The organism is Enterovibrio makurazakiensis, from assembly GCF_050336585.1.
Taxonomy (GTDB): Bacteria; Pseudomonadota; Gammaproteobacteria; order Enterobacterales; family Vibrionaceae; genus Enterovibrio; species Enterovibrio gelatinilyticus.
The window spans coordinates 83,278-110,178 of record NZ_JAKJSE010000009.1 but is presented as its reverse complement, the minus strand read 5'-3'; the positions used below and the strand labels follow the sequence as shown (position 1 = coordinate 110,178).

Here is a 26,901-nt window from a genome sequence, read left to right as displayed (position 1 = left end):
TGCGCACGCTGATATTTCTTAATTGTGGTATTAATTCTATAAAAACAATTGTTTGAAATTACTTTGTGGTGTTTTGTTTCCTATTGAATCCTAAATTTCAAAAACAATAATGGCACGGTTTTTCCGGTGCGCCATGCTGTTTGTGATGGCATATGTGCTTCCAATCGGATTGACGCTATTTAAAGGCGTTGCTAGCATTCGGTTAAGGATAAAAGTGCACAAATACAATGTTATTAGTGTAATTAATTCATGGACTTTGATGGTGTTAACATGAGCGTTTCTTTTGAAAACAAAAAATATTTGACGGACGCGATGATAATGGAAGTATTTAGTCGATTAGAGTCGGAATCAGAAAGTACTGTTGCAGCCAAAGACATCATACCCTCCATGTCTCTACGTGACGATCTTGGAATGGATTCAATGCAAGCGGTCTCACTGACTCTCGACTTGGAAGATTCTCTGTCTATATCCGTTGATGATGAAGACTTAATTAAGCTTGATACGGTGGGTGACCTTTTGGAAATCATCGAATCGAAGTTGAGCCAAAAAGATGGGTAATCGAAGACGGGTAGTGGTAACTGGTGTTGGTGTTGTTTCCTCAATAGGAAATGATTTTGACACGTTAACTGAATCTTTGAAGCTTGGCCGCAGTGGTATTCGCGCAGTTGAATCTTGGTCTGAATATGGGTTAACGACTCGTGTTGCGGGTTTAGTTGACCTCGACGAGTCTAAAATACAGTCCGCGAACATTCCTCTGAAACTCCGCAGAGCGATGCCTACCTCAACGCTTTATTGCAGTGTTGCCGCCAGTGATGCGATTTCGGCCTCTCGCCTGACTTCTGAAGAACTCGCTGACCCGCGAACAGCTTGTCTTGTTGGAAGCGGTGTGGCTGATGTCGGTGTGATACACAAAGAGGGGGTAAGGTATTACGCAGGGAATGTTCGCAGAACGGAACCCTATACCGTACTCAAGTCCATGAGCAGCACTGCGAGTGCAATACTCACTAAACTCTTTGGTATTACTGGGCGGAGCTATTCGATTTCGTCTGCTTGTGCTACTGGTGCGCACAATGTCGGACATGCTTACGAACTCATCCGCGATGGGGTTATAGACAGAGCAATAACCGGTGGCTGTGAGGAAGTGAACGAGCTCATCGTTGCTTCTTTTCAAGCCTTGAGAATGGCTCTCTCTACGGGATTTAATGACACGCCTGAGAGCGCATCACGCCCATACGATCGTGATAGAGATGGCTTTGTTATTAGCGGTGGCGCGGGTGTTCTTGTCCTAGAGTCGCTTGATTCTGCCTTAGCACGTAATGCGCCAATCTATGCTGAAATCGCAGGATATGCAGCGAACTCTGACCCTTATGATCTGGTGCTACCTCAAGCTGATGGCGGTACATTTGTTGATTGCATTTCAAGTTCATTGAAAGACGCCGGAATTTCCTCTGACGATGTAGATGCTATTAATACACATGGTACAGGCACAGGGCCGGGTGATGTGGCAGAAGTTAATGGGTTACGCCGAGCGTTTGGAGAGAATATTCCGAGGTTTTCGTCGACGAAATCGATGACTGGACATGCGATTGGTGCAGTAGGGGCCATCGAGTTGATTGCATGCATTTCAATGTTGAAAGAGGGCTTTATCGCGCCATCAATCAATATTGAAAACATTGACCCCTTGTTTGCTGATGCGCCTATCGTGCGCGAAACCACACTAGCTGATTTGAAAACAGTTTTGTCTTTGAACTTTGGCTTTGGCGGGACAAATGCAGCGACTATCCTGCGAAAAATGGACTGACACAAGTACGTTTGTGAATCGAGACTATGGATAGAAATTCTATTGACGAACTGAGGGATTCACAAGGTGTACTGGGTAAAGAGGCAGTTAGCTCAATTTTACCATATGGTGATGCATTTCTATTCGTAGATTCAGTGAGTTATTTATCCGAATCGGAAGTCATCGCACAATACAATATTCCCGTATCTTCTGAGCTGATCAATGCTCATTTCAAACATGTAAACATGATGCCTGGCGTTTTGATGGGTGAGGCATTAGCTCAGGCCGGTATTGTTTTAATTCACTACCGGAGTGAGTTTGACGAACTGACGGATGTTGTAGCCAGTACCGTCAGTCAAATGCGATTTAAGGCGCCAGCATTACCTGGGGATATCTTAAAAGCACATGTCAGCATTAAGGCAATCAATCGTCTGGGTGCTAGGTTGACCGGAAATTCCTATGTAAATGGGAAAGAAGTATTATCTGCGACTTTTGATCTCACTTTTATAAAAAGAAAAAGTCTCATTGAACATATTTCTAAATATAGGGAGCGTTGAGTGTCTTTTAGGTTAGCCGCTTTGGATGATTTTATTGATTTAGAATCATCAAGCTTTAAGTGTTCGAGTTATAAAAACCTTGCTTATCCGCTTGGTTGTTCAAAGTCAGAGTTAGATTCTGCATTGGGTGACGGTGATTTTGTTGTGTTTAATGATACCGCCAAAGTCGGATTTATCAGAATAAAAGCCATGTTCTCTCGCATTGCCTATCTTGACCTCTATCTGATAGGTGACTTTATTGATGGTGACTTTGCTGATGTTGACACTGCTGATGGTGACATTCAGGCAGTGATGGGCTGGCTAGCTGCACAATATGATATAGGTAAGTATTACATTCAGTTACTCCCCAATGAACAATTAGAAATAGATTGCTTAAAACGGTTAGGTTTTACTGAGGAAGCTCGATTAAAGAGCCAGCTGTTTGTTGAGGGAACGTATTACGATTTATTAATGATGGGAAGTGAGGATAAGCGTGTTTGACAGTGTTCGTGGAATCTATTGTGCTTTGCGCCGACCTAACCTCGAAGACCTCGATACCATTGCTGGCTGGCTAGATGACCCCTACCTGAATTCGACCGTCTTTGATAGCTCGACTTTTGTCAATGGTGCTAAGGACCAAGTGATGACTTGGCTAGAACAGAATGCGGCTGTTTATGGCGGAGATAACCTTTTAGGTTTGGTGTGCTCGGTCAAGAGTGGCAAGCCAATAGGGATGATCTGGTTTAACAACATTGACTGGAAAAGCCGTACTGCAGATCTTCGCTATTTAGTAGGAGAAGAGGCTTACCGTACCAGCGTATTTGGGCCTGAGATAGCTCTGTTAAGCTTGCAAATGGCTTTTAACGTTATGAATTTACATAAAGTCTATGGGTATGTTTTATCGGGTAATGAGGATTCAATACGTCTTGCAGAATTTGGTGGCATAAAAGAAGGTGTGCTAAAAAATTATGTTCCTGTAGGAGATGGATGGAACGACTACCACCTCTATGCCATGTTTTCAGATGACTTCCGCGCTTTTTTGCAAGAACACAAAGAGGGTGTATTGCGTCGTCATTTTAAACAGGGGCTCTTCTAGAGTGCCCTTACTCGTTTTACTGCTTATCGCAGTTGTCAGTTTGTCTTTTTTATACCCGCGAGTCATTGGCGATCGTTTTGGCTTCATACTAATGTTACCCGTCATAGCCTACACGGCATATTTCTATGTGGATTGGCAGTTTGCGCCTTCGCTTCAACTTATTGCGATTGTTTCAGGCGGCATATGTGTTGGTTTAGCCCTATTGGTGGCTGGATTACCAATGAGTTCGCCTCAACCAAGACAATTTGTTATCGATAGTGTCCGTGGGTTTAAACAGCTTAAAAAACACAGAAATTATCTTTTTTTTCAGGTGGGAATTACGTGCTACGAAGAGCTCATTTGGCGAGTGTTTTTAGTCAGTACATTAATGTTAACGCTTCCTGTTTGGGCTGCTATCTGTATATCTTCGGTATTATTCTGGACAGTCCACACAGAAAACAGACCGATAGGGTGGCACTCGTTAGAGTTCTTTATTTTTGCAGCACTACTTGGTGTTGCTTACGTTGTGACTGATTCAGTGCTGTTTGTTTGGATTGTCCACCTAACCAGAAATGTTCTGATCCTTTCCGCTTCATTTTATGAAGAACACGAGGCTAGCCTTGGCTAACAGCCTGTTTTCATGAATCCCTGAGCGCGTCTACTGGCTTCATCTGTGCAGCTCTCCGTGCAGGCAAATACCCTGCAATTAAGCCCACTAAAATTGACACACCAAGCGCAATGCTGACTCCCCCTATGCCAGGAAACAATGGAAAGCCGGTAAAGAAATTCAAAATAAAACCAATGAGCACACCAACGGCTAAGCCCATTAAACCGCCAATCAAACAAATGAACACCGACTCGGCGATAAATTGAACCATTATATGGTCGCGATGAGCACCAACGGCAGCGCGAATGCCGATTTCCCGCGTTCTTTCAGCGACAGCCGTACTCATAATGCCTGCAACACCAATGGCACCTACGATCAATGCGCTAGATGCAGCAATAATACCGATGATGGTGACACCGCCAAGAATGTTATCTGTGGTATCGATGTAAGAGGCGAGGGTGCTGCTTTCATATTCGAAAACACCGTGATAACGCCTCGATAGCACGCCTTTTATCTGCTCAGTGGCGGCTTCCGCTGTTTCTACCGATGCGGCTTCCGCCTGAATATAGCTGATATCGTCATTCCCATTGAGTGCTTGTACTAGGGGGTAGCCAATCAAAACTCGGTTATTCACATCGCCTCCCGCAGAGCCGATGCTGGCGAGTAAATCGCGACTCTTCGAGCGGAGAACACCAATCACCTGATATTCTCGACTTGATATTCGAAGCGAACGTCCTACAGGGTTCGAAATGCCAGGAAATAGATGGGATAACACTGTTTCGCCAATAATGGCGACAGGTCTTCGGTTTCTAACTTCTACTTCTCGAAGGCCTCTTCCTATGCGTAGCTGGTCATTGTTGATGGTTATGAAATCTGTATTGACGCCAGTGACTTGTGCGTTACTGTAACGATTGCCCACTTGGACGATGGGCGGTCGGCCGTTGGGTGTAACGATGGGGCTTATGAGCTTAACTGATGGACAACAATCTCCCTGAAGTGCCACTAGGTCATTGTTATTGATGCCCGTCCCCGAGCGTGTTCGTTTGTGTGGATCTTTGTTACTTTGAGCTCGATATACCCAAACGGATTTGAGACCAAAGGTCTCTAATTCCTTCATGACGAAGGCTTTGCCTCCAATACTGACAGTATCAACTGTCATGACTGCAGCGATACCCACAGCAATTCCAATCATGCTGAGCAATGATCTTCCCCAGTTTTCAAACATGGCAAGTCGCGCTTCTCTGAACAGATCAAGCATAATTCGCCACTCGTTCATATGACAATCCTACCATCTCGCATGTGCACGACCCTGTCAGCCGTCTCAGCTAAATGCGCATCGTGAGTGACCATAACAATGGTATTGCCTTCAGCGTGCAATTCCTTAAAGAGATGCATAACCTGCTGCCCAGTTATGCTGTCTAAAGCGCCTGTTGGTTCATCCGCGATAAGCAACTTGGGTTTATTGACCAGCGCGCGTGCAATAGCAACACGTTGTTGCTGGCCACCAGAAAGCTGATTGGGCAAATGCGTTGCACGATCGGCTAGACCTACTCGTTCAAGCGCGGCTAAAGCAAGCGCTTGTCGCTGTGAAGGCGGGGTACTTTGATACACCAATGGGAGCATGACATTGGCTAATGCGTCACGTCTTGATAGTAAATTGAATGATTGGAATATCGTGCCTATGAGTGAAGAACGTAGTTTTGCAAGCCCATCATCGTTTGCTTGATGGACGGCCGTACCGTCTAAGTAATAGGTGCCTTTATCAGCATTATCTAGGCAGCCGATAATGTTGAGTAGGGTACTTTTACCGGAGCCAGATGCTCCCATTATTGCAACAAATTCCCCCCGTTCTATATTCAGGTCAACACCTTGAATAATGGGGAGTGAGGTTTCACCTCGGAAGTAGGATTTGTGCAAGGATTCAATTTTGATCATTTTTATCGATAAACCTTGCTGTACGCCCATTTTCAAGATATTCGCTATCAAACAGAGCAACCCATTGCCCTTCCTGAACGCCGCTGAGTATTTCTACATGCGTATCTGTTTCCAATCCTGATTCAACAGTTTGCAGGCGAATGGTACCTTGCTCGATCAGTGCAATCTCAAAGAGTCCTGGTTCGCGCTCGCGTAAAGCACTGTAAGGCAGGCTAAGCACATTGCCACGTTCCTCTATTACGATTTCTATATCCAACTGTTGTCCCAATAGTAATTGGGGGGCTTCTGAGCCCAATCCCATGCGAGCGGGAAAGGTATTTAAATAGCGTTCTGATGTACGTTCGATAGCAGGACCAATCCAATGGATTTGAGTTTGCCAACGTTGGTTGGGAAAAGCGTCAGATGCTAGGTTAACCAACTGACCAAGGTGAATTCTTCCACTATCAACCGCATCTAAATTGGCTTCAATTTCCCATCCTTCAATAGCAACGAGTTGGAAAAGCTCTGTTCCGGCTTCTACCCATTGTCCTGACTCCGTCGATTTATCGATGATAACGGCATCAAAGGGGGCATCTAGCTTTTGCCAGTCTTGCTCAAGCGCACTCATTTGGGCATCTGCTTTAGCTATAGCAACTGCTGCTTTAGCGGTTTCCAATTCATATTGAGCTTGGTCCAGTGCCTCCACAGACACCAGCTTTCTGTTAGATAGCTCTGACAACCTGTTGTAGCGTTGCAGTTGCTCTTTTACTCGAACAGTTTCTTGCTGAACAACGGCTTGAGCGCGTTTGAGTCGGGCAATTGATGCTCGGTTATCCATCGATGCCAAAGTGTCATCTTTTTTTACCCGATCACCACGCGCAACATAAACCTCCTCAACGCGACCATTCACTAATGCGGTCAAAGACACGGTACGATCATTAATGACTTCACCCGTCACTCGAATGATGTAGGCCATATCATTTCGTTTTACTTGTACACCTGATACATCAAGGGGGGGCGTTTGATAGAGAAAGTAACCTGTAGCAACAGCGGAAAATAGAATAAGGATAGCGAATGTGGTCTTAAAATAGCCTCTCATGGGTTGCTTACCGGACTGCTTTGACTTCATAAGAGGTGCTTTCAATTCTCTATCCCTAATACTTCACAAACGATGATGAAGATGACTTCTTTTAGTGTCTGTCAGAACTTATAAAAACAAAGGTATCATCCGATTAACCTTCTTTAGTTTCAGTTTCCGTAACACGTGTAGAATGACGGAGGCTATCATCCTCAAGGTAAACAATGCGATCGACCGCATTAAATAGGCGATCATCATGGCTCACAATCACGACGATCTTTGACTGCTTTTGTGCTCGAACAATTTCAATGAGCATTTTCACGGCCTCACTATCTAAATTATTAGTTGGCTCATCCATTAGCAAAATAGGTGTATCTCGCAATATGGCGCGCGCTAGACCCAATTTTTGAATTTGACCACCTGAGAGCTCTGAATGCGCATCTTTTATGACGTGGTCGATTCCCTGATTGAGGCGATCAATCCACTTGCTAAGACCAACTTGATTTAGGGCTTTCTGGATTTTATCCTGGTCAACATCCATCCCAAACGTCACGTTGTTGCGAATGGAGTCAGAAATAATGTGGATTTTTTGGGGGACCATGGAAATCGACTGAGAGCGATTTGATATGCCGCTTAGGTGAATGGAATCGAGTTTAATGTTCCCAGCCTGAGGTTTAAGTTCTCCACTCAGGATTGTTAGTAGTGTCGACTTACCAGCACCGTTACCGCCATTAATCAAATGAGCGCGACCTCTGTCGAAAACTAAATCTAGGTTGGAGAATAAAGGGGAGTCATGATGATAGGAAAAACTCATATCATCTAAAATCATTGCCTCAAAAGAAACAGTTTGTTCCATTTGAAGAGCAGTATTAACAGCAGAACCTTGCTCAGATTGTATCTTAGCTAAATCACGCAATTCCTTAACGCGCATTAAAGCGGTTAATTCATTGGGAATGCTTGAAGCAAACTCAATAATTCTGATTAGAGAGGGCACCATTAAGTTCAATGTCGCTGTATAGGTGATGATCAAACCTATGCTGAGTTGCTCCTCAATGACCATGGCACCACCAAGATACCAAATAATGACCATAGCCAGCATAGGAATACCCATAATGATCATACTAACTTTGGTGTCGTATAACTGCCGGATGAAACGCTTATCTTCCAAGTTTTCCACGGCTTTGCGGGTATGACTTAGAAAGAATTTTTCAGCTTCATAGGTTTTTATTTCTGCATCCGCTTCAATAGTTTCTTGCAAGACTGTCATCTTTTTTGCCGAGGCATCTGTTTCATCTTTAGAAGATGACCATAACGCACTGTCGAATCTCATATAAACAATGATGGCAGCGGGTAAAAGGGCAAGAAGTATGGCGCTCAATTGCCAATTCATAAAAAAAACGATGATTAATAAGGCGACAGACAACACCAAGTGGTGGACTACACTTGATAATCCGTAGGGCATAATGACTTCAAACTGGTCTATATCCCTTGTGACACGAGACAACAGGTCGCCATTGTTTATTTTAAGTCGCTGATTATAATTCAAGCCAAGAATGCTCTTAACCACATCCTGGTTAAAATCAATCATAATCTCTTTGCGCACTTTTAGACGAAACCAAGCATTAACATAACTTATTATCAAGTAACCGCTGTAAAGGGTGGCGAGCAGAACGACGGTCTTAAGTAGCAAGTGTGAATCTGCACTGGGTAGAACCTGATCGATGAGATGACCAGACAAGTAAGGAAGTGGGGCTTGAAATGCTGTCAACAACAAAGCCAATAGCAAAAAAGACAAAGAATGAGATTTTCTTTTTTTATAGATAAGTTGATATAAATAAGAGATTCTGGTCACAGTCTTATCTGAATGTATTGAGAAAATGCTTTGACTATAAAATCAAAAAATAATATTTGTAATCGCAAATATCGCAACTCAACTATAAAATGGGGATGTGAAACATCCCCCTAATTTAAGAGTCTAAATGCCAAAAAATAGAGCTGTTCTCTAAATTGCATGAAATAGACAGGTGTGGATGCATGGAGCCTAATGTGAAATATTAAGGCGTACAGCAAGGGCCTGGATTAGGCCCTGGCTTGCTAGGCTCTTTCTTTGTAGCCAACACAGGTCCTTTTTTTGCAGCAAACTTTATTTTTTTCATCGTTCTTTCCTTGTGTTAATTAAATTAATGATTAACAGAATTAATGTGTGTACATAGTTTAAACGCCAAACAAATGCCACCCTATTGTTGTTAAGGTTTGTCTGAAAGTCAAATTCCCATTATTGAGATGATTGAGATGTAATGTTTATATTGTTTATAAAGTGAGAATTTCAATTTATAAACAAGTGATTGATATCGCATTTTCTCACTAATTTTCCATCTAATTAGTATCGTTTTACAATTAATTTCTAATGGGATTTAATTACTATCTCATTTGTTATTATGGTTTTTTGATTAAATGGTTAACTCAAACATTAGTAGCGAAAAAGGAAGTTGACGTTCATGTAATGGCTGTAAGTTATTGATAATAAAAACCTTAATCCATTGTTTGGTGGCGGTATTATACTACTTTCAAACTGTATGAATGTATCTGAACGTGTTATTAATTGAGGTCGCATATTTTTGGACCTGCAAGTGGACAGCAGCATAGTGTTTGTATCAACGTTATTGGTGGGTTGAACCGCATAGATCAATGTTGAGAGTGGATTTATTCGCCTAAATAGATAAAAAAATCATAAGGTATATCTCTTATAAGTATCTATCACTCTAAACTATCCGGCGTGGTTGGGTATATACGAAAACAGAATAACGTTTAATTCGACTGCCACGATGACTGAGATGGTTACACCAGCGCAGCCAATGGCTGCGCTGGTGGCTTTCATCAATTATTCAAGTAACGCGCAATCAAATGCTGTTTGAAATATTCCGGGTTGAGCGGTTCGCCCGTCGCTTGAATCACTAGTTCCTCAGTCGTAAGGGTAGAGCCCTTCGACCAGATGTTCTCTTCAAGCCACGCCCAAATAGGTTCCATTTTCAGTGTGCGAATGCACTCGTCAACATCCACCGTTTTACGCATCGCTGCCATAAATTGCGCGGCATACATTGCGCCTAGGGTGTAGCTTGGAAAGTAGCCGAATGATCCGTCGGTCTAGCCTAAAATGTCTACTACATGTAAAGTGGTTGAATATTAAACACTTGGAGGTATACATTGGTCGCGCAGGTATATTCTTATCGTCGGTTTTCAAGCCCTCAACAGAAGTTCGGAGGCTCGATTGAAAGGCAGAATGACTACGCCAATCAGATAGCTGAAGAGTATGGTCTAACGCTCAATGAAAAGCTTGTGATGACAGATGAAAGTCTGTCAGCCTTCCACGCCGATCATGTTTCCCGCGGAGCCCTAGGGATCTTCATCAAAGCGGTGTAAGAGGGCTAAGTCGAGCGCGGTTTAATTCTGATTGTTGAATCACTCGATCGCCTCAGCCGAGACCAACCGCTTGATGCCATGCATCAGTTCAATGAGCTGATAGGTAAAGGCATCACTATCATCACGGCGAATGACAGTCAGGTTTACAACACCACCAGCATTGCTAAAGATCCCAGTAAGCTATTTATCTCCATCGCGATAATGATCCGTGCACACGACGAATCCCTCACCAAGCAGAAACGCTCAGTCGCTTTCGTCAAACAACAAGTGCGAAAGTTTGAATTGGAGGGGAGGGCGATGTGACAGGAACTACTCCATTTTGGCTCTCGCGGACAAAAAAGGGATTCAAACTCAATGAACACGCAAATGTTGCACGTGACATTCCCATGTCATATTTAAACAACGAGGGCCTAAATACCATCTCAAGAGAACTGGCTGACAAGGCCATTCCTTTGCCATAAAATCTGGCATTTGGTTCAATTGGGTCACTCCGGAGTGAGAAAGTTGCTCAGATTTGATTACAGCTAGAAATTGGACTGATAGATAGTTGTTAAATCAAAGTGTGCTCTTTCAAATTTCACGATTTGGAATCAGAAAAAGTACAAGCAGCAAATGAGTAATGGTTGTATGTAAACAGAGGTCAAGGCCGCTTCCCGAGGGCTCGGAGTGGCTTTCTCGAATATCTTCAAGACTGCTAATTACACTCTTAAGGTTCAGCGGTAGATTTTGAGAAAATTCTCATTGTGCAGGCTCACCTCATTCAGGCATCGTGTAGAAGGGTTTTAACTTCTTCTGAAAACTTGCTCATTGAGCTTAACGTTGGCTCTAACTTTTTCTTAATTTTTTCGAAAACCAGAGACCTCATTTCAGATACTGAAGAGTATCCAAGGTCTTTATCCTTGATATTTATCATTCTCAGGCAAAAAACAGAGTGAACTGAGCATAATTTGTATAAATTCTCCGCACGCAACTACTTTCTGATCTTCAAGGAAGAGCGTCTTGAAATATTTTCTAGCTTTTAGTGAGCGTGGATTAAATTTTGCCACCCGCCAAAGAAAGATAGGTTTCGACAGGCTGTTGCCACACAACCTGTCGAATCTGTTAAGTTATCTATCAATGGACAGCCAAGAGGCTGAAATAATCTCAAAATTCTCAGGCTGCAACCATTTATTTGAAAGTGCCGCCAGCCTGTCATCGATAGAAATTTCCAAATGTTTGAAATGAAATTTATTTTGCTCTGGTTCATGGGTATAGCGCGATGATGAAAATTCACTTTTAAACATTTCAAGCACATTTGGGTCGTTTACTCGCAAGTCACCATCAGAGTCTACACTCCAGCTCATATACTCTTGACGTTGTCTAACCCCTTGGTTGTTTTGCCACCTCAGAAAACCACAAAATAGCGAGCCAGCTAGCGAAGTAGTTTGGATAGAAGCTGTTTGCCCCTGAAAGCTGTAGGACTTGGCAGTCTCCAACATATGTTTCATCAATATGTGGTCGAGATCGAGAACATCAATGTGTTCGCGGTTAGACCCAATAACTCGGTCCAGTGTCAAATCCCAGCGAGATTTTCGCATACCTAAAGAGTCTTGTAATTCCTCAGATAAACGAACCTGCCAGACCTTTCCACCATGTGTTTTGTCAATGACCTGAATTCCTAAGTAGCCAAACATCGACTCAATGAAACTCGTTAGATGTTCTGTGCTCGGTATAAAGCCGTCTCTCAGGTCATTGGGATCGAAACTTGAAGCATGCTCAAACAATTCTTGCTGAACATTAGCAGCGCTTTTTGCTTTCTCTAAAGCTTCATCAATCCTCTGCTGAGTTCTTTGTATCCCTTCTAAAGTTGCTTCACGGAGAATAGTTTCAACGTCTACCAAATCTGCAATTTCACCGAGAATGTCATCGCTTAATCGCTCATGGAATTCATCCCCAACTGTGGACAAATCACTTACAACTTCACCAATTCTCTCGTACATGAGTTCGATGATCTGTTCATCGGCAGTTCCCGGAGAGTGCATATTAAAAACAACAACACGCTTCTTTTGACCATATCGGTATAAGCGGCCGATCCTTTGAACCAATCGCATAGGGTTCCAGGGAAGGTCGTAGTTCACCATGATGTGGCAGTTTTTCTGGAGGTTAATACCTTCTCCACCAGCCTCGGTAGAAATCAAGAATTGGCCATTGTCTTCAAAACGGCCAATTGCCTCTCTTCTGTTCAGGTGTTTCATCGAACCATTGATAAGCTCGACTTTGTCACCACCAAACCTCTCTGATAACGCTTCAAGTAGATAGTTTTGTGTAGAGCGATACTCGGTAAATATGAGGATTTTTTCATTGGGGTTGTTGATCAGAACTTGACCAACAATGCCGTCTAAGAATTCGTTAATTTTTTTGTCATTGAGAAGCAATGTCTCGCTTTTGACAATCAGTTCATCCAAAAGCGCAATCTCACCGTCAAAGAATTCTTTGGCAGAATGATCAAAGCTCTCTTCGATTTCACCGATATATCTCTGATCAGCTTCGATAAGATCTTCAAGATTCGACAATTGGCCACGTTCTCCTTCCAAACGTTCCTTTCGTCGTTTAAGCGCAGAATTAATTGCTTTAGAGCTTGAAGCTGCCAGTTTACGGTAAACAGTCATAACAAAGCCGATGGCGTTGCCAGCACTACCGAGAGATTTAGCCTGTGCATAGCCTTTGCGAAGGTAACTTTGTAAATCACTGTCAAAATCTGAAAATGCTTCATCGACATCAACAGTAATGGCTTTTGTTACCTTGCCTTGGAAAATGAAATTGCCTTCTGCATCGGTTACATCAGATTTATTGTTTCGGTATAGCATTTCCTTTAATAGCTCAGGATTGAGCTTTAAAGTATCAATTTTCTTCTTGAGGTCTGGTCGAAGCAACTCAAGCAAACTCACAAACTTGTCGTGTTTTCCTTGGTGAGGTGTCGCACTAAGCAAAACAAGAGCATCTGTTTTCTTACGTAGAGACTTAGCAAGTTTGAAACGCATTGAACTATCAAAGCTCATGCCGTTTTGACGGCGACTTAGACGGTGAGCCTCATCAAAGATGATGATATCCCAATAATCTGAATGCATTAATTTCATTAGGTGATCAGGATCTTTGAACTTATCAATTGAGCCAATGACATGGTTATACATACCCCATTCCCGAGGTTCATCGATGGAGAAGTTTTCTCCGTAAATTCGGAAATCGCTAAAGCCAAATTTGTTGTGCAGTTCTTCTTTCCATTGCTGAGTAAGGCCTGCTGGGGTAACGAGCAAAATTCGGCGTGCCATCCCTCTTTGGCTAAGGGCTTTAAGTAGCATCCCAGTTTCAATGGTTTTTCCCAAACCTACATCATCAGCAATCATCCAATTTAGGTTTCCATGAGCGAGTATGTGATGAACCAAATGGATTTGATGCGGTAGAGGGTCAATGTCTAATTTTGATAAAGCGCCGGAATTTTCATTCCACGTTTCAATCGCATGTGCCAAAGATTTGAGCCTAAATCGTTCAGCGGCATCGTCTGCTCCTGTATCCTTGACGATAAACCGATGCTTTGGGCCTTTGATGTATTTAAGTGACTCATATGGAAGCCATATTTGCTGCCCTTTGTCAGGGAAATCGACAAGAACTTGCTCACGGTTACCAATTGTTCTGACAGTTACGACACTGCCACAGCCAAGTGACTTTTGAGAGTAAGACAGAGGCTTATGGATCACTTCCATATTGCGCTTGAATCCACACGTAAGATATTCAATATTAATTTTTGAACCACCCCCCTGGAACCATTTCACTGCTGCGGTAAATGTACCAGCGTTCTCCGAAATGGATTTGATGATTCCCCACCCATCGCCATACTTCACTGCTGTTCCTTCTAGTGGCATGAGTCGGTCAGACATATAGGTCATAAGTTTGCTTTCCTTTATTGGCGAACCATGGGGCAGGGCGTGGTTGCTGTGATTGAATCGAGCCCAGCGTCACTCAGGCGTTGTCGATATTCGGAGTTACAGTTGATGAAGTCACCATTGTCCATGGGGTCATCATTTTGTTGTGGGGCATAAGGACCTAACTCAAAATCCATATAAAGAGTGCTTTTGGCTCGGTAATAGCAGAGATATTTCATAAATACGGGGAAAATTCTGCGCATTAAAGTGTGTTGGTACCAATATTCGAATTCGTCTTCTAAAAAGACTTCAAGCTCTTCAATACTTGGTAACCAATTGAAGCAACGGATTATCTTCAGTGCTTGAGCCCAACTCATGTGTCGATGAGTCGCCTCAGTGACTTGAGCATGGGGGCCAAGTTTGCTGAGAGTGATCCAGTAGCGGTCGCAGTTTTTCCAGATTTCTTTGAAATCTCGTGCAAGCATTAACTCATCGATGGTGGTGCCACTTCGTATCTCTTTTTCCATGGTGATTCTTGCAGCGCTCCATCCATTTTCAAAGAAAACGTCAGTCAGAAACGCAAGATGTTTACCTGACCAATTGGTCGAATAGATAACTTCTACAGCGACTTGCTGCGCACGTTCCCAACGCGTCAACTTGAGGCTGTCACCGTCATTCGCTTCATCAATAGCCGGTTGTTCTTCATCCAAGTCTCCATCGAAATCAAAATCATCAAATGCTGAAAGAAATGCATCATCACTGACATCAAACAGTTCACAGTCTTCTTCAGAGAAAGTTAGCAGGCAGTCATCGTCTTGATAGAACGCTAAGCCTGCAGATTCCTCGGTCCATTCCAACTCGCCATTATCTGGCTGAGAATACTGAGGGTCATGAAATTGATCGAGTTGATCAGAATCCCAAACTTGCTCCGAATCATATGAAGTGTTTTCCTCTTCGTTCATGAAAGCGTGGGCAAAATGATCAATGCTGGTTTCAACTGATTGTTCGGGTTCAGTTTGTGGTTTGAATTCTTTGATTTGCTTTGATAGAGATGGTGCAGGGGGAACACTCAAAACATATAATGTAGCTTCCGTCTCTATTGTTCCATGGAGAAACGGAGCAGGGTGTTCGGATACGTCTTGAAGTTCATCTATAACTGCTGACTTAAAGCCGCTTTCGATTACAGGTACAAAGGAAGATTCCAAAGGCGTATCAGTTTGTTGCGGTAGTTCAGTGATTCTATCTTCCGTTACGATATCGGCGACAGAAGGCTCAGCACCGATCTGCGGTAAACTCTCATTCTCTAAGGGAGCTTCACTGACATTTGAGGTTTTTCTCGTTTTTAGGCGCTTAACAACAATTTGCTTCTGTCCAGAACGGCTAGAGCAGATGCTGTCCGTTTCTATTTTAACTGGCCTTGAATCCCCAACACTTTTGTTAAGAGTGAGTGTTTTTCTTACAGGCGTTGGCGCTTCTACTTCTTGAGGTGAAGGCATAAACCAAGGCGTATCTTTGCAGCCAAGCTGCCCTTCAATGATGGTTAGATCATCTTGAGTGACCTTATCGTGATCGTACACTTCAGTAGGGGCTTCAAAAGTATCTTCAGTGTGCTCAAACTCGAGAAAGTGGATGGCTTTTTGAGTCATACCCCATTGCAGGTAAGTTTTTCCAGCAAAACGCTGGAGCTCTCTGCTTGTGGGGAATTCATCTAGTGCAATCTCAAGCCATACTCGGGCTTCAGTGTCACGATTTTTTCCTAACAGAAATTTGCACTTTTGAAGTAAATGGTCGAGACGATCGCTTGCCATGTTTTGCCATAAGGGACTGTAACGCCCTTGGTGAGTAAAGATGAATTGTTGGAATGGATGACCCAACAATGTAAATGAAAGCTGAGAGCAGACTTTACTTCAGTTTTAACTGAGCGAGTATATGGATTTTTGAAATTTGCGGGCTTTGGTCTGGTTAATTAATTCATATAAAACATGTATGTAAAATGATGTGTCTAATGATTTACGGTTATTGTTCTGGATTTGGTTTGGTGTTGTAAACATATTGTAATTGGCTTCTTTCAACCGCAAATATCGCAGTTTCTTTGTATTGACCTCACATGGCTTTCAATGGATGATCTTTCCCAATATTGACGAACAGCTTAATCATTCTCGATTTGAGCCTTATATAACGTTGTATGTCGCTCCCTACCTCTACAAACAATACATATTGTATTTCTAGAGGCGGTTCTTAACAGGAAACCCGAATGCCAAATTCTCCAATCGATCAAGCCGAAATTAACAAAGCTGTCTGGAATGCCTGTGATACCTTCCGTGGCACCGTAGATCCTTCAATCTACAAAGATTTCATCCTCACCATGCTGTTCTTGAAGTACATCTCTGATGTGCATAAAGACAAAGTCGATGAACTGAAAGAAGAGTACGGTGACATCCCAGAACTGATTGCTGAAATGCTGGAAAGCCAGTCATTCAAGATCCCTGATGGTTGCTCGTTCTGGGATTTGTATGAAAGCCGCTACGAGCCAAACAACGGCACGCGCATTGATACCGCGCTGCATGCGATTGAAGAAGCCAACACCAAGCTGAAAGGGGTGTTCCAAGATATTAGCTTCAACACCGACAAGCTGGGTGATGAAAAGCAGAAGAACGACATTCTACGCCACCTGTTGGAAGATTTCGGCAAGCCGACCCTGAACCTCCGACCAAGCCGCGTTGGTACGCTGGATGTAATTGGTAATGCCTACGAATACTTGATCAAACACTTTGCTGCAGGCAGTGGTAAATCAGCCGGTGAGTTCTATACCCCAGCGGAAGTCTCTGATCTGCTCTCCATCCTGCTTGAGCCTAAAGAAGGGGACAGCATCTGTGACCCTGCGTGTGGCTCTGGCTCACTCTTGATGAAGTGTGGCAAGCAAGTGCAGAAGAACTTCAATGGTTCCAAGAAGTATGCGCTATATGGTCAGGAAGCCATTGGTTCTACCTGGTCGCTGGCTAAGATGAACATGTTCCTGCACGGCGAAGATAACCACCGCATCGAATGGGGCGACACCATCCGCAACCCGAAACTGCAAGATAACAACGGTGGCCTGCTGCATTTTGATGTAGTGACGGCAAACCCTCCGTTTAGCTTGGATAAATGGGGCCACGAAGATGCAGAAAATGACCACTTTGGCCGTTTCCGTCGTGGTATTCCACCAAAAACCAAAGGTGATTACGCGTTTATCTCCCATATGATTGAGACGCTAAAGCCTGAAAGCGGCCGAATGGGTGTAGTTGTGCCTCATGGTGTGCTGTTCCGTGCATCAAGCGAAGGTAAAATCCGCCAAAAGCTGATTGATGAAAACCTGCTGGATGCAGTGATCGGTTTACCTGAAAAACTCTTCTTCGGCACGGGTATTCCTGCGGCGATTTTGATCTTCAAAAAGCACAAAGATTCTGACGATGTGATGTTTATTGATGCGTCACGCGAGTTTAAAGCAGGCAAAAACCAGAACGTGCTGACGGCTGAAAATATCGACAAGATCGTGAAGACCTACCGCAGCGGCGAGAACGTCGATAAATATGCCTATGTCGCGACACTCGAAGAGATCCGTGAAAACGACTACAACCTTAACATTCCTCGCTATGTCGATACCTTTGAGGAAGAGGCCGAAATTGATTTGATGGCAGTACGTAGTGAGCGTTTGGCACTTCAGAACGAGCTGGCTGATTTAGAAGCTGAGATGGCGGGTTACCTAGAGGAGCTAGGTTATGGTGCCTAATGGTTGGGAAAGGAAGCCTCTAGAGAAAGTAGCCGAGATTCAAACGGGAGTTGCGAAAGGCAAAAAGGGGTTGAAAGATCCCATCGAAGTGCCCTATCTCAGAGTAGCAAATGTGCAAGATGGAAATATAGATCTTTCGGTTGTTAAAACTATTCAAATTGAGCGACATCAACTTGAAAGATATTCACTTCAAGTAGGCGACGTATTGATGACCGAAGGTGGTGACTTCGACAAGTTGGGGCGTGGTGATGTTTGGCAAGGTCAAATAGTGCCGTGTCTCAACCAAAATCATGTTTTCGCAGTACGTCCGAATAAGCAGATATTGTTGCCATATTTTTTGGCCACGTTATCAGCAAGCAACTACGGTAAAACTTACTTCTTGAGTTGTGCTAAGCGAAGTACAAATTTAGCAAGTATCAATTCTACTCAGTTGAAAGAATTCCCTGTACTATTACCCCCACTCCCAGAACAACGCAAAATCGCCCAAATCCTCTCAACATGGGACAAAGCGATTACCACCACTGAAAAGCTGATTGCCACCAGCAAGCAGCAGAAAAAAGCCCTTATGCAGCAGTTGCTGACGGGTAAAAAGCGTTTTAAAGATCAAAATGGTAATACATTCCCTAAATGGATTTATGAATCTATTGGTAAGTACCTAGTACCTTACAAAGAGTTAGCTCCAGCTAATACCAAAATCCCGGTTCTAACATCTTCTAGAACTGGTTTGTATCTTCAAGAAAGATCAGTGATTAATGAAGGTGATTATGGTGTACTTCCATTGGGTTACTTTACTTATCGTCATATGAGTGACGATTTGATTTTTAAATTTAATGTAAATCGAACTTGGGATAGAGGAGCTGTAAGTAAAGAGTATCCTATATTCAAAACAGTAGGCTTAGATTCTTACTTTTTGGAGTCGAATCTCAATGAGGGCGATGATTTTAAGCGATTTGCTATTCAGCAGAAACAAGGTGGAACTCGAACACGTTTGTACTTTAAAAGTCTTAAAGAATTGAAGCTCAAACTACCATGCTTGGAAGAACAACAAAAAATTGCCTCTGTCCTCACTGCTGCCGACAAAGAAATCGAACTGCTGGAAGTTAAACTTGCGCACCTCAAGCAAGAGAAAAAAGCACTGATGCAGCAACTGCTGACGGGTAAGCGCCGTGTGAAAGAGGATGTATTGGAGTTGGGAGTAGCAACCCCCTACTGATGGAATCGGTAACTTATTGTTTGCACAATAAGATCACGCAAAACCAGATTGTGGCGTAGTTTAAAATGAAACTAAAAAAATTAACATTGAGTAACTTTCGGGGGTTTCAACGCTTCGAATGTGAGTTCAACGAAGGGATCAACGTCTTGGTTGGACTAAATGGACATGGTAAAACGACTATTCTTGATGCCATTTCAATTGGTTACGGCCAGTATTTTACAGCCTTAGGAACGGGGGTTGACAGAGGCGTTAGAGACAGCGAAATAAGAATAGCTAAGCACTTTGCAACTGACAAGCAGGCATACACAATGGAATCGCAGTTTCCCGTTTCAGTAAGTTGTGAGACATTTCCCTCTAGTGTAATTGAAGGTTTTCCCGAAGCTTGGGAAAGAAGACGAAATACAAAAAAAGGTCGTACAACTCAGGTTAAACCTCTAAAGGACTTTGCAAAAGTACTTCAGAATTGGGTGCAAAGTAATGAGCGTGTAACTCTTCCAGTTTTTGGTTATTACGGAACTGGACGTTTGTGGAAACAAAAAAAACTATCCTCCTTTAAAGTAGCATCTCTGAGCCAGTCTAGCCGGCTAGAAGGCTATCGTGATTGTATGGATCCTGAGTCAAGCTACACTGCATTTGCTGAATGGCTTCGAGAAGAGACCATTGCGGAAGTGGAGCGTAGATTGGAAATTGTGGAGGAGGCCGGCTTCTCTCAAAGTGCGCTAGTAACAGGTTCTACAGTTCGTAGTAGATTACTAGGTGCGATTACTACTGCTGTGAATGAAGCACTGAAGCCATCCGGTTGGTCGAACATGCGATATAGTGCTCAAAATAAAGAAATCATTGCTACACATCCAGAGCAGGGGCATGTGCCTGTTTCAATGCTCAGTGATGGTGTTAGAAACATGATAGGAATGATAGCTGATATTGCTTATCGATGTGTTCGGCTGAATCCCCATCTGGAAGATCAAGCTGTTAATCAGACCCATGGTTTGGTTTTGGTGGATGAGATAGATATGCATCTACACCCTCAATGGCAACAGTTAGTATTAGGAAGTTTAGTAGATGCCTTTCCAAATATTCAGTTTGTGGTCACGACGCACAGCCCTCAAGTTCTAACAACGGTTAAAAAAGATCAAATATTGATTTTAACCCACGATAGTGCGGTCACTCCTTTTGGTAATACATTCGGTGAAACGAGCAATTATGTTCTTAATCATGTCCTTGGCGTTAACAGTAGACCCCCGATGCTCTATGCAGACTTACTAAAGCAATATTTATGCTTGATAGAATCGGGTCTAGGTAAAGGTGACGAAGCTGCGGCACTGAGAGTGCAACTTGAGGGATTAATGGGGCCTGATCATTCCGACCTCATGGCGGCAGATCGTGCAATTAAGCGTAAGGACTTTTTAGGATAATGAGGACAATTAAGAAAGGTGCTGCTGGCAACCGCAACCTCATAGTCGCACAACGAAACAATGGTGTTCCTGTCGATAGTGAGTCCGCAGCGAGAGCGTGGAGCAATTTTACAGACCACAACGACTCTCTCTGCTATAAACTACTGATTGAACAATACGGTTTATGTTGTTATACCGAGCTAAATTTATCCGATTTGAGACGACACAATTCTGTAGGTGCACACTTTGAACATGAACAGCCAAAAAGTATTTATCCAAATCGCACATTTGACGAAAGCAACATACTCCGCTGTGTATTGAGCTCAGACGATCTTAGTGTCTACTCTGGTAATTTTCGATTTGGTGGGCATTATAAAGATAACAATCCGAATCATTCATATAATCCTAATATGTTTATTTCTCCTCAAATGATAAATTGCCTAAGTTACTTTAGTTATTTGACAATTGATGGAACTATTTTACCAAATGCCAATCTGACTCAATTAGAAGCACAAAAAGCCCAATTTACTATTGACATTTTAAATTTAAATGCTCCTTTTTTAAAAGCAGAGCGGGAGCGTTGGTTGAAAGAAATAGATGAAATCATTGATGATTTGATTAATAGACAAGATGTTCACGCTTTAGAAAACTTGGCTGAGTGCGAGCTTACTTTAACAACACGATCTCATCCTGACTTAAACAAGGCACCATTTCCGCAGTTGCAATCATTCCATTCAGCGACAAGAGCATTATTTGGAGCTCTGGGTGAAAGGGTAATTCAGCAACATTGCCCACAAATTGATTGATCTTGGTTATTTGTGTCAATAACTCCCTTACAGATATTATTAAAGAAACACAGCCTCAACTCATGGCATTTTTGCAGGAGCAAGCGAAAAGTACTCAGAAACGAATTACTGACAACACCGGTATTTCCGTAAATCGCCCTCTTTTCTATTCTGCATCAACGGGTTATGGTGTTTCATCTTTGCATGAATATTTGGTCACTTTGAGTCGTGAGTACAAAAATGAGCGTCGTTGAAAAGACGAAAGCACTATTAGCAGAAATGGCAAGTCTGCAGCAAACAGAAGTGCCCGAACCCACCCTGTTTAGCATTGGTAGCCGTGGGTATTACGAGAATCCAACCACCGACGTTTTGGCCTTTTTTATCGATGACACAGCACCGCACGGATTGGGCTCATTGGTACTTGAGGCATTAGTCTCTTGCTTGCCTGAAACGCACCAAGATATTGACTGCTCGCTGGCATCACCTCCCGAGCGGGAGGTCAGCACACCGAACGGAAAACGAATCGACCTGTTGCTCCAAAACGCAGAGTGGGTAATGGTGTTGGAGAACAAGATTTTTCACCAGCAAAACAATCCATTTGACGAATACGAGCACCACGTAGAAAGATACTTCAAGGATAAGCGTCCGCTATATCTCGTGCTTTCACCCACTGGTATCGCTCCCACACGCTTTTCTAATTGGGTGGGGATAAGCTATCCCGCTCTGATCGATGCCCTCAAAACAAAACTGGCAGAACAGTTTATTTCCCAACCTTTAACCAAGTGGGTGATATTGCTGCGAGAATTTTTGCTTCACTTGGAGAACACTATGTCTAAGCCCAGTCTCTCAGAAGAAAACCTCGATTTTGTATTGAATAACCTCTCCCAAATCAAAGAAGCACAAGACTTAAAGCTGAAGGTGATTAAGGGGTATCAACAATCACTTCATCAATTTCTGGCGAGTGCACTGGATGAAGAACTAAACAGCGCAGTGGTTCATTGGTATGGTTTTCCAGCAATACGTTTTGCGATAAAAGACTGGCCGACGGAATCGGATGTAGTGCTATTCCTCGATGGTCGTCGGGATAAATCTTTTTGCATTAACTACTATTGTGGCGACATGGTCACCGAAGCGCGTCGTAAAATTGCTGATGATCATTTCAATGAATCAGATTGCATTGAACGTTGGAATGAAGTGCGTGATACATACCGATGTTACAAGGCGAAATTCAAAGAAACTACTCAGGAAGCTATGCAGGAAAAACTCCTACACAAAATGCGCTTAATGGATAAATTCGAGCGCGAAATTCGTCCAACACTCAGCAAGTAATTGAGCAACGGTAATCAATAACGATGCAAAATGTACCCAACTTCAAAGAAGAACAAAGTGCGAAAATTCCGGCGCTGACTTTGCTGACCAACCTTGGTTATCAGTTCATCCCGCCTTCTGTGTGCACTACAAAACGTGGCAGCCTGTCATCCGTGGTGCTGCAAGATGTGCTTCGGGAAGTGCTGAGGCAGAAAACCTTTACCTTCATGGGGAAGGTGCACCCATTGTCTGAAAATGCGATCGACAAGATCGTGCATCAGTTATCTACACCAGCGATGAACGAAGGGCTGGGGGCTGCAAACGAAAAGCTCTATAACGACATGACATTCGGGATCAGCGTTACCGAGTTTATCGATGGAAAGAAGGCCAACCCGACCATTCAAGTAATTGATTGGGAAAAACCAGAGAACAACCGTTTCCACTTTACGGAAGAGTTTGAAGTGGAGAATGTGCATGGCACCGGTAAACGTAAGCCAGATATCGTCTGTTTTGTGAATGGCCTGCCCTGGGTGGTGATTGAAGCAAAACGGCCTGACTCTTCACAAGAAGGTAAACCGACCATCGCAGAGGGGATCTCTCAAAATATCCGTAATCAGAAGGTGGATGAGATCCCGCACCTGTTTGCTTACAGCCAATTGCTGCTTTCTGTTAACGGAAATGACGGCCGCTATGCTACTTGTAAAACGCCAGAAAAATTTTGGGCGAAGTGGAAAGAAGAAGAGATTACAGATTCAACCTTCGCTCGCCTGAAAAACGTCAAGCTCGCTCAAACTCGGCTTGATGCTTTGTTTAACCACAGGCCGCAAAAAGTGCGTGATGAATACCTCAGCCTGATCGCGGGTGGCGACTTGGTGGTTACCGATCAGGACAGACTGCTAGTCTCATTGCTTCGTCATGACAGACTGCTGGAAATGACCCGCCTGTTTACCCTGTTTGATAAGAAAGCAGGCAAGATTGTCGCTCGCTATCAGCAGGTGTTTGGTATTAAGGCTCTTATAGATCGTGTTACCTCGTTTGATGAAAAGGGAGCTCGAAACGGCGGCGTGATTTGGCATACAACAGGTTCAGGTAAATCATTTACCATGGTCTTTTTGTCAAAAGCGCTGATTTGGCTAAGAGAATTGGCCAAGTGTCGTGTGGTAGTGGTGACAGACCGCGTTGATCTTGAAGACCAACTGGCTCGCACGTTTGCTTCTGGTGGCGTCCTCAGCGACCGCGATAAGAAAGAGGCCATGGCGACATCAGGCTCTCGTCTGGCTGAGCAAATTGGCAAAGGGAACGAGCGGATCATTTTCTCCATTATCAATAAATTCCGCTCGGCGATTGAAAAGCCAAACTGTTTTAACGACAGTGCTGACATCATCGTGCTGGTGGATGAAGGTCACCGAAGCCAGAACGGTGAAAACAACATCCGTATGCAACAGGCATTACCTAAAGCTGCTTATATCGGTTTTACGGGCACACCGTTGCTGAAGGATGACAAAACCGAAAACAAATTCGGTAAGATCATCCATTCCTACACCATGCAACAAGCGGTGGAAGACAAAACCGTTACGCCGTTGTTGTACGAAGAGCGTATTCCTGATTTGAGCACCAATGACAAGGCGATTGATGCTTGGTTTGACCGCATTACCGACAGACTATCAGAGAAGCAGCGTACTGACCTCAAGAAAAAATTCTCCCAGAAAGGGCAGATTTACCAAACAGAAGGACGTTTGGAACTCATCGCTCACGATATTTCTGATCACTTCCAAAACTTTAAACGTGAAGGTCTGAAGGGGCAGTTAGCGTGTGATTCGAAAGCTTCTGCAATTCAGTACAAGAAGCTGTTGGATAGCATCGGCAAGGTTACCTCTGTGGTAGCGATGTCGCCACCTGATACCCGCGAAGGCCACGATACGGTGGATGGCGAAAGCAAAGACTTGGTGCAACGCTGGYGGAAAGAAAACGTCGGCAGCRTGGAAGAGAAAGCCTACACCAAGCAAATCATCGAAGCGTTTGGCGAGGATGATGGCCCAGACGTTATGATCGTGGTTGATAAATTGCTCACCGGCTTTGATGAGCCAAAGAATACGGTGCTGTATATCGATAAACCGCTCAAGCAGCATAATTTAATTCAGGCCATTGCGCGGGTTAACCGTCTGCATTCCAAAAAACAGTTTGGCTACCTCATCGATTATCGCGGCATTTTGAAAGAGCTGGACTCGACCATTGCAGACTATCAGGACCTTGCTGAACGCACTCAAGGTGGTTTTGATATCGAAGATTTGAAGGGGTTGTATGCACGTATGGATACCGAGTACAAGAAGCTTCCAGGGTTGTATAGCGCTTTGTGGGCTATTTTTGACCGCGTAACCAACAAGCAAGATGGTCAGGCTCTACGACAAGCCTTAGCACCAAAGATTGACACCATTGATGGCCAGCTAACTGACACTAACCTTAAACATCGTGAAGACTTCTATGCAGCTTTAACAGCGTTCGCCAACTGCCTGAAAGTGGCGTTGCAATCGGCCACTTACTTCGAAGATAAGAGCTTTGATGACAAGCGTGAACTCTACAAGAAAACGTTGAAATCCATGTCTGAGCTTCGAAAGCAGGTGCGAGAAGATGCGGAAGAAACGGTCGATTACGACGAGTACGCAGAGAATATCCGCGCGATGCTGGACAAGCACATTGGTGGCGTCGAAATCAAAGAGCCAGATGGCGCATATCTTGTCGGAAATATGGGTAAAGCACCCAAGCCTGAAGAGTTGAGTGATGATGAGGCGCGCAACAAGAAAGATGCGATCACTGGCCGTATCACGAAGATGATTGAGCAAGATTTGGCGGACGATCCATACGCGCAGGAGTATTTTTCAAACCTGCTGAAAAAGGCGATTCAGCAAGCGAAAGAAATGTTTGATGCGCCTGTTAAACAATACTTGCTGTTTGCGGACTTTGAAGAGCAAGTGAAAGAGCGCAATGTTGAGGGTGTACCAACCGACCGTTTTGCTGATCTCGACCCGAAAGTTAAGCGCCATGTTCAAGCATATTTTGGTTTGTTTTTGAAGCATCTAGGTACTGAAAACGCCCTCGGTGAAGATGCTTTTGTTGAATATGCACAGGAGATTGATCGGACTGTGACTGCAGCGGTAGCGGAATACTCGATTAATCCTTCTGAAATAGAAAACCAGATCCGCCGTGCTTTGCTGCCGATTTTGTTCAAAGCCGTGGGTATGGATGCCGCGAAAGCGGTTATTGCAGACATTATTCAAATCACCCGTCTTGGTGTCTCAGGTTACAACGTATGACATCGGTAAAGTCAAAAGAGGGCGTGATAGAGGAATACAGCTTCATCTACGGGGATGAAGCTGTGCCCTATGAAGTTGTGCGCAAGCCACATCCAGAAGGTAAGAAGCGAAAGATCATCATTAAAGTTCATCCGAGCTGTGAAGTGGTTGTCAATGCCCCTGAAGATGCAGGGCGAGCTGATATTCATGATGCTGTGATGAAGCGAGCGAAATGGATTTACGATGCGCTGAAGGAGTTCCGATCTCACCTTGAGTATGTGCAGGAAAAGCAATATGTCAGTGGTGAAATGCAATTTTATCTGGGCCGTCGTAATGTGCTGAAAGTTGTGGAAGACAGTGAGGCTATATCCACAGTAAAGATGGAGCGTGGAAAGCTATTGGTCATTCTCAATCGTTTCAATGAAGATAAACAGGCACTAACAAAAGCTTTGGTATCTGGTTGGTACAAAGTTCGCGCCGAGCGTATCTTCCACCAGCGTTTATCTGCGTTACTGCCTGAAGCTAAGTGGGTTGAGGGAATTCCCAGTTTCCGTGTTATGCCAATGCAAAAACAGTGGGGAAGCTGTTCCGCAAAAGGCACTCTGATGTTGAACCCGCATTTAGTGAAAGCGCCTAAAGAATGTATCGACTACGTTATCATTCATGAGCTTTGCCACATCGCTGAACACAATCACAGTGACCGTTTCTGGCGGCTCCTCGCCAGTGTAATGCCACATTGGAAGGAAGTGAAAAGCCAGCTCGATGTCATGGCTGAGCTGTACCTCAGCGAGTAGTGCTTTGGGCTCAAACTCAGCGGCAGTACCTCAATTAGG

General features: G+C 43.7%; 21 protein-coding genes and 1 pseudogene. 15 read left to right on the top strand and 7 right to left on the bottom strand.

The window, feature by feature from the left end; genetic code table 11:
- Window positions 1-270 precede the first annotated feature (270 nt).
- The 6 genes from L4D06_RS07720 to L4D06_RS07695 all read left to right on the top strand — a co-directional run bounded on the left by L4D06_RS07720 (window position 271) and on the right by L4D06_RS07695 (window position 4,019).
- A complete protein-coding gene (locus L4D06_RS07720) occupies window positions 271-558 on the top strand; it encodes an acyl carrier protein (protein ID WP_274162684.1) in 288 nt (95 codons plus the stop codon).
- Window positions 551-1,801 carry a beta-ketoacyl-[acyl-carrier-protein] synthase family protein gene (locus L4D06_RS07715; RefSeq protein WP_429738613.1) on the top strand — a complete coding sequence of 417 codons (1,251 nt, stop codon included), beginning with the start codon at window positions 551-553 and terminating at the stop codon, window positions 1,799-1,801. The genes L4D06_RS07720 and L4D06_RS07715 overlap by 8 nt, the downstream gene beginning before the upstream one ends.
- 26 nt (window positions 1,802-1,827) lie before the next feature.
- Complete coding sequence (locus tag L4D06_RS07710; RefSeq protein WP_274162682.1) at window positions 1,828-2,337, top strand: 3-hydroxyacyl-ACP dehydratase FabZ family protein; 510 nt, start codon at window positions 1,828-1,830, stop codon at window positions 2,335-2,337.
- On the top strand, window positions 2,338-2,817 hold the full coding sequence (locus L4D06_RS07705; RefSeq protein WP_429738611.1) for an N-acetyltransferase: 480 nt from the start codon (window positions 2,338-2,340) through the stop codon (window positions 2,815-2,817).
- The gene (locus tag L4D06_RS07700) at window positions 2,810-3,412 is read left to right on the top strand and encodes a GNAT family N-acetyltransferase (RefSeq protein ID WP_274162680.1); all 603 of its coding nucleotides are present in this window, start codon (window positions 2,810-2,812) and stop codon (window positions 3,410-3,412) included. Before L4D06_RS07705 ends, L4D06_RS07700 begins: the two co-directional genes overlap by 8 nt.
- Window positions 3,413-3,539: 127 nt before the next feature.
- Complete coding sequence (locus tag L4D06_RS07695) at window positions 3,540-4,019, top strand: CPBP family intramembrane glutamic endopeptidase (protein ID WP_429738609.1); 480 nt, start codon at window positions 3,540-3,542, stop codon at window positions 4,017-4,019.
- 10 nt (window positions 4,020-4,029) lie between these two features.
- On the opposite strand, the gene L4D06_RS07690 is transcribed toward L4D06_RS07695, so the two are convergent.
- The 5 genes and pseudogenes from L4D06_RS07690 to L4D06_RS07670 all read right to left on the bottom strand — a co-directional run.
- Complete coding sequence (locus L4D06_RS07690; RefSeq protein ID WP_274162678.1) at window positions 4,030-5,274, bottom strand: ABC transporter permease; 1,245 nt, start codon at window positions 5,272-5,274, stop codon at window positions 4,030-4,032.
- Entirely contained in the window at window positions 5,271-5,933 is a 663-nt protein-coding gene (locus L4D06_RS07685) for an ABC transporter ATP-binding protein (protein WP_429738607.1), read from the bottom strand. Before L4D06_RS07685 ends, L4D06_RS07690 begins: the two co-directional genes overlap by 4 nt.
- Window positions 5,920-7,041, bottom strand: a complete 1,122-nt coding sequence (locus L4D06_RS07680; RefSeq protein ID WP_429738606.1) for an efflux RND transporter periplasmic adaptor subunit — start codon at window positions 7,039-7,041, stop codon at window positions 5,920-5,922. Before L4D06_RS07680 ends, L4D06_RS07685 begins: the two co-directional genes overlap by 14 nt.
- Before the next feature lie 103 nt (window positions 7,042-7,144).
- A complete protein-coding gene (locus L4D06_RS07675) occupies window positions 7,145-8,842 on the bottom strand; it encodes an ABC transporter ATP-binding protein (protein ID WP_429738604.1) in 1,698 nt (565 codons plus the stop codon).
- Between the two features lie 1,025 nt (window positions 8,843-9,867).
- Window positions 9,868-10,134 (bottom strand): annotated as a pseudogene (locus L4D06_RS07670) (carboxypeptidase); the annotation flags it as partial.
- A 60-nt stretch (window positions 10,135-10,194) separates the two neighbouring features.
- On the opposite strand from L4D06_RS07670, the gene L4D06_RS07665 reads away from it, so the two are divergent.
- Together L4D06_RS07665 and L4D06_RS07660 are read left to right on the top strand one after the other, a co-directional pair.
- On the top strand, window positions 10,195-10,410 hold the full coding sequence (locus tag L4D06_RS07665; RefSeq protein WP_429738602.1) for a recombinase family protein: 216 nt from the start codon (window positions 10,195-10,197) through the stop codon (window positions 10,408-10,410).
- 24 nt (window positions 10,411-10,434) lie between these two features.
- Window positions 10,435-10,713, top strand: coding sequence for a recombinase family protein (locus tag L4D06_RS07660; RefSeq protein WP_429738722.1), 279 nt, complete (start codon window positions 10,435-10,437; stop codon window positions 10,711-10,713).
- An 803-nt stretch (window positions 10,714-11,516) separates the two neighbouring features.
- Here L4D06_RS07660 and L4D06_RS07655 read toward each other — a convergent pair.
- Together L4D06_RS07655 and L4D06_RS07650 are read right to left on the bottom strand one after the other, a co-directional pair.
- Window positions 11,517-14,288, bottom strand: coding sequence for a DEAD/DEAH box helicase (locus L4D06_RS07655; RefSeq protein ID WP_429738600.1), 2,772 nt, complete (start codon window positions 14,286-14,288; stop codon window positions 11,517-11,519).
- A gap of 59 nt (window positions 14,289-14,347) precedes the next feature.
- Window positions 14,348-16,117 carry a hypothetical protein gene (locus tag L4D06_RS07650; protein ID WP_429738598.1) on the bottom strand — a complete coding sequence of 590 codons (1,770 nt, stop codon included), beginning with the start codon at window positions 16,115-16,117 and terminating at the stop codon, window positions 14,348-14,350.
- Between the two features lie 446 nt (window positions 16,118-16,563).
- Between L4D06_RS07650 and L4D06_RS07645 the strand changes: the two genes are divergently transcribed.
- The 7 genes from L4D06_RS07645 (at window position 16,564) to L4D06_RS07615 (ending at window position 26,862) form a co-directional block, all read left to right on the top strand.
- Window positions 16,564-18,078: a type I restriction-modification system subunit M gene (locus L4D06_RS07645; protein WP_429738596.1), complete on the top strand. Its 1,515-nt coding sequence runs from the start codon at window positions 16,564-16,566 to the stop codon at window positions 18,076-18,078.
- Window positions 18,068-19,291: a restriction endonuclease subunit S gene (locus L4D06_RS07640; RefSeq protein WP_429738594.1), complete on the top strand. Its 1,224-nt coding sequence runs from the start codon at window positions 18,068-18,070 to the stop codon at window positions 19,289-19,291. The genes L4D06_RS07645 and L4D06_RS07640 overlap by 11 nt, the downstream gene beginning before the upstream one ends.
- A gap of 65 nt (window positions 19,292-19,356) precedes the next feature.
- Window positions 19,357-20,706: an AAA family ATPase gene (locus L4D06_RS07635; protein ID WP_429738592.1), complete on the top strand. Its 1,350-nt coding sequence runs from the start codon at window positions 19,357-19,359 to the stop codon at window positions 20,704-20,706.
- Window positions 20,706-21,491 (top strand): retron system putative HNH endonuclease, encoded by a 786-nt coding sequence (locus L4D06_RS07630; RefSeq protein WP_429738590.1) that lies wholly within the window; start codon window positions 20,706-20,708, stop codon window positions 21,489-21,491. Before L4D06_RS07635 ends, L4D06_RS07630 begins: the two co-directional genes overlap by 1 nt.
- A gap of 219 nt (window positions 21,492-21,710) precedes the next feature.
- The gene (locus L4D06_RS07625; protein WP_429738588.1) at window positions 21,711-22,799 is read left to right on the top strand and encodes a PDDEXK-like family protein; all 1,089 of its coding nucleotides are present in this window, start codon (window positions 21,711-21,713) and stop codon (window positions 22,797-22,799) included.
- Between the two features lie 23 nt (window positions 22,800-22,822).
- The gene (locus tag L4D06_RS07620; RefSeq protein ID WP_429738586.1) at window positions 22,823-26,089 is read left to right on the top strand and encodes a type I restriction endonuclease subunit R; all 3,267 of its coding nucleotides are present in this window, start codon (window positions 22,823-22,825) and stop codon (window positions 26,087-26,089) included.
- On the top strand, window positions 26,086-26,862 hold the full coding sequence (locus tag L4D06_RS07615) for a M48 family metallopeptidase (RefSeq protein WP_429738584.1): 777 nt from the start codon (window positions 26,086-26,088) through the stop codon (window positions 26,860-26,862). The genes L4D06_RS07620 and L4D06_RS07615 overlap by 4 nt, the downstream gene beginning before the upstream one ends.
- The last annotated feature ends 39 nt before the right edge of the window (window positions 26,863-26,901 follow it).

Excerpts from the sequence above, each read along its gene's own strand:
- L4D06_RS07720 (WP_274162684.1), top strand. The coding sequence starts at position 271 with ATGAGCGTTTCTTTTGAAAACAAAAAATATTTGACGGACGCGATGATA.
- L4D06_RS07715 (WP_429738613.1), top strand. The coding sequence starts at position 551 with ATGGGTAATCGAAGACGGGTAGTGGTAACTGGTGTTGGTGTTGTTTCC.
- L4D06_RS07710 (WP_274162682.1), top strand. The coding sequence starts at position 1,828 with ATGGATAGAAATTCTATTGACGAACTGAGGGATTCACAAGGTGTACTG.
- L4D06_RS07690 (WP_274162678.1), bottom strand. The coding sequence starts at position 5,274 with ATGAACGAGTGGCGAATTATGCTTGATCTGTTCAGAGAAGCGCGACTT.
- L4D06_RS07685 (WP_429738607.1), bottom strand. The coding sequence starts at position 5,933 with ATGATCAAAATTGAATCCTTGCACAAATCCTACTTCCGAGGTGAAACC.
- L4D06_RS07680 (WP_429738606.1), bottom strand. The coding sequence starts at position 7,041 with ATGAAGTCAAAGCAGTCCGGTAAGCAACCCATGAGAGGCTATTTTAAG.
- L4D06_RS07650 (WP_429738598.1), bottom strand. The coding sequence starts at position 16,117 with ATGGCAAGCGATCGTCTCGACCATTTACTTCAAAAGTGCAAATTTCTG.
- L4D06_RS07645 (WP_429738596.1), top strand. The coding sequence starts at position 16,564 with ATGCCAAATTCTCCAATCGATCAAGCCGAAATTAACAAAGCTGTCTGG.
- L4D06_RS07640 (WP_429738594.1), top strand. The coding sequence starts at position 18,068 with ATGGTGCCTAATGGTTGGGAAAGGAAGCCTCTAGAGAAAGTAGCCGAG.
- L4D06_RS07635 (WP_429738592.1), top strand. The coding sequence starts at position 19,357 with ATGAAACTAAAAAAATTAACATTGAGTAACTTTCGGGGGTTTCAACGC.
- L4D06_RS07630 (WP_429738590.1), top strand. The coding sequence starts at position 20,706 with ATGAGGACAATTAAGAAAGGTGCTGCTGGCAACCGCAACCTCATAGTC.
- L4D06_RS07625 (WP_429738588.1), top strand. The coding sequence starts at position 21,711 with ATGAGCGTCGTTGAAAAGACGAAAGCACTATTAGCAGAAATGGCAAGT.
- L4D06_RS07615 (WP_429738584.1), top strand. The coding sequence starts at position 26,086 with ATGACATCGGTAAAGTCAAAAGAGGGCGTGATAGAGGAATACAGCTTC.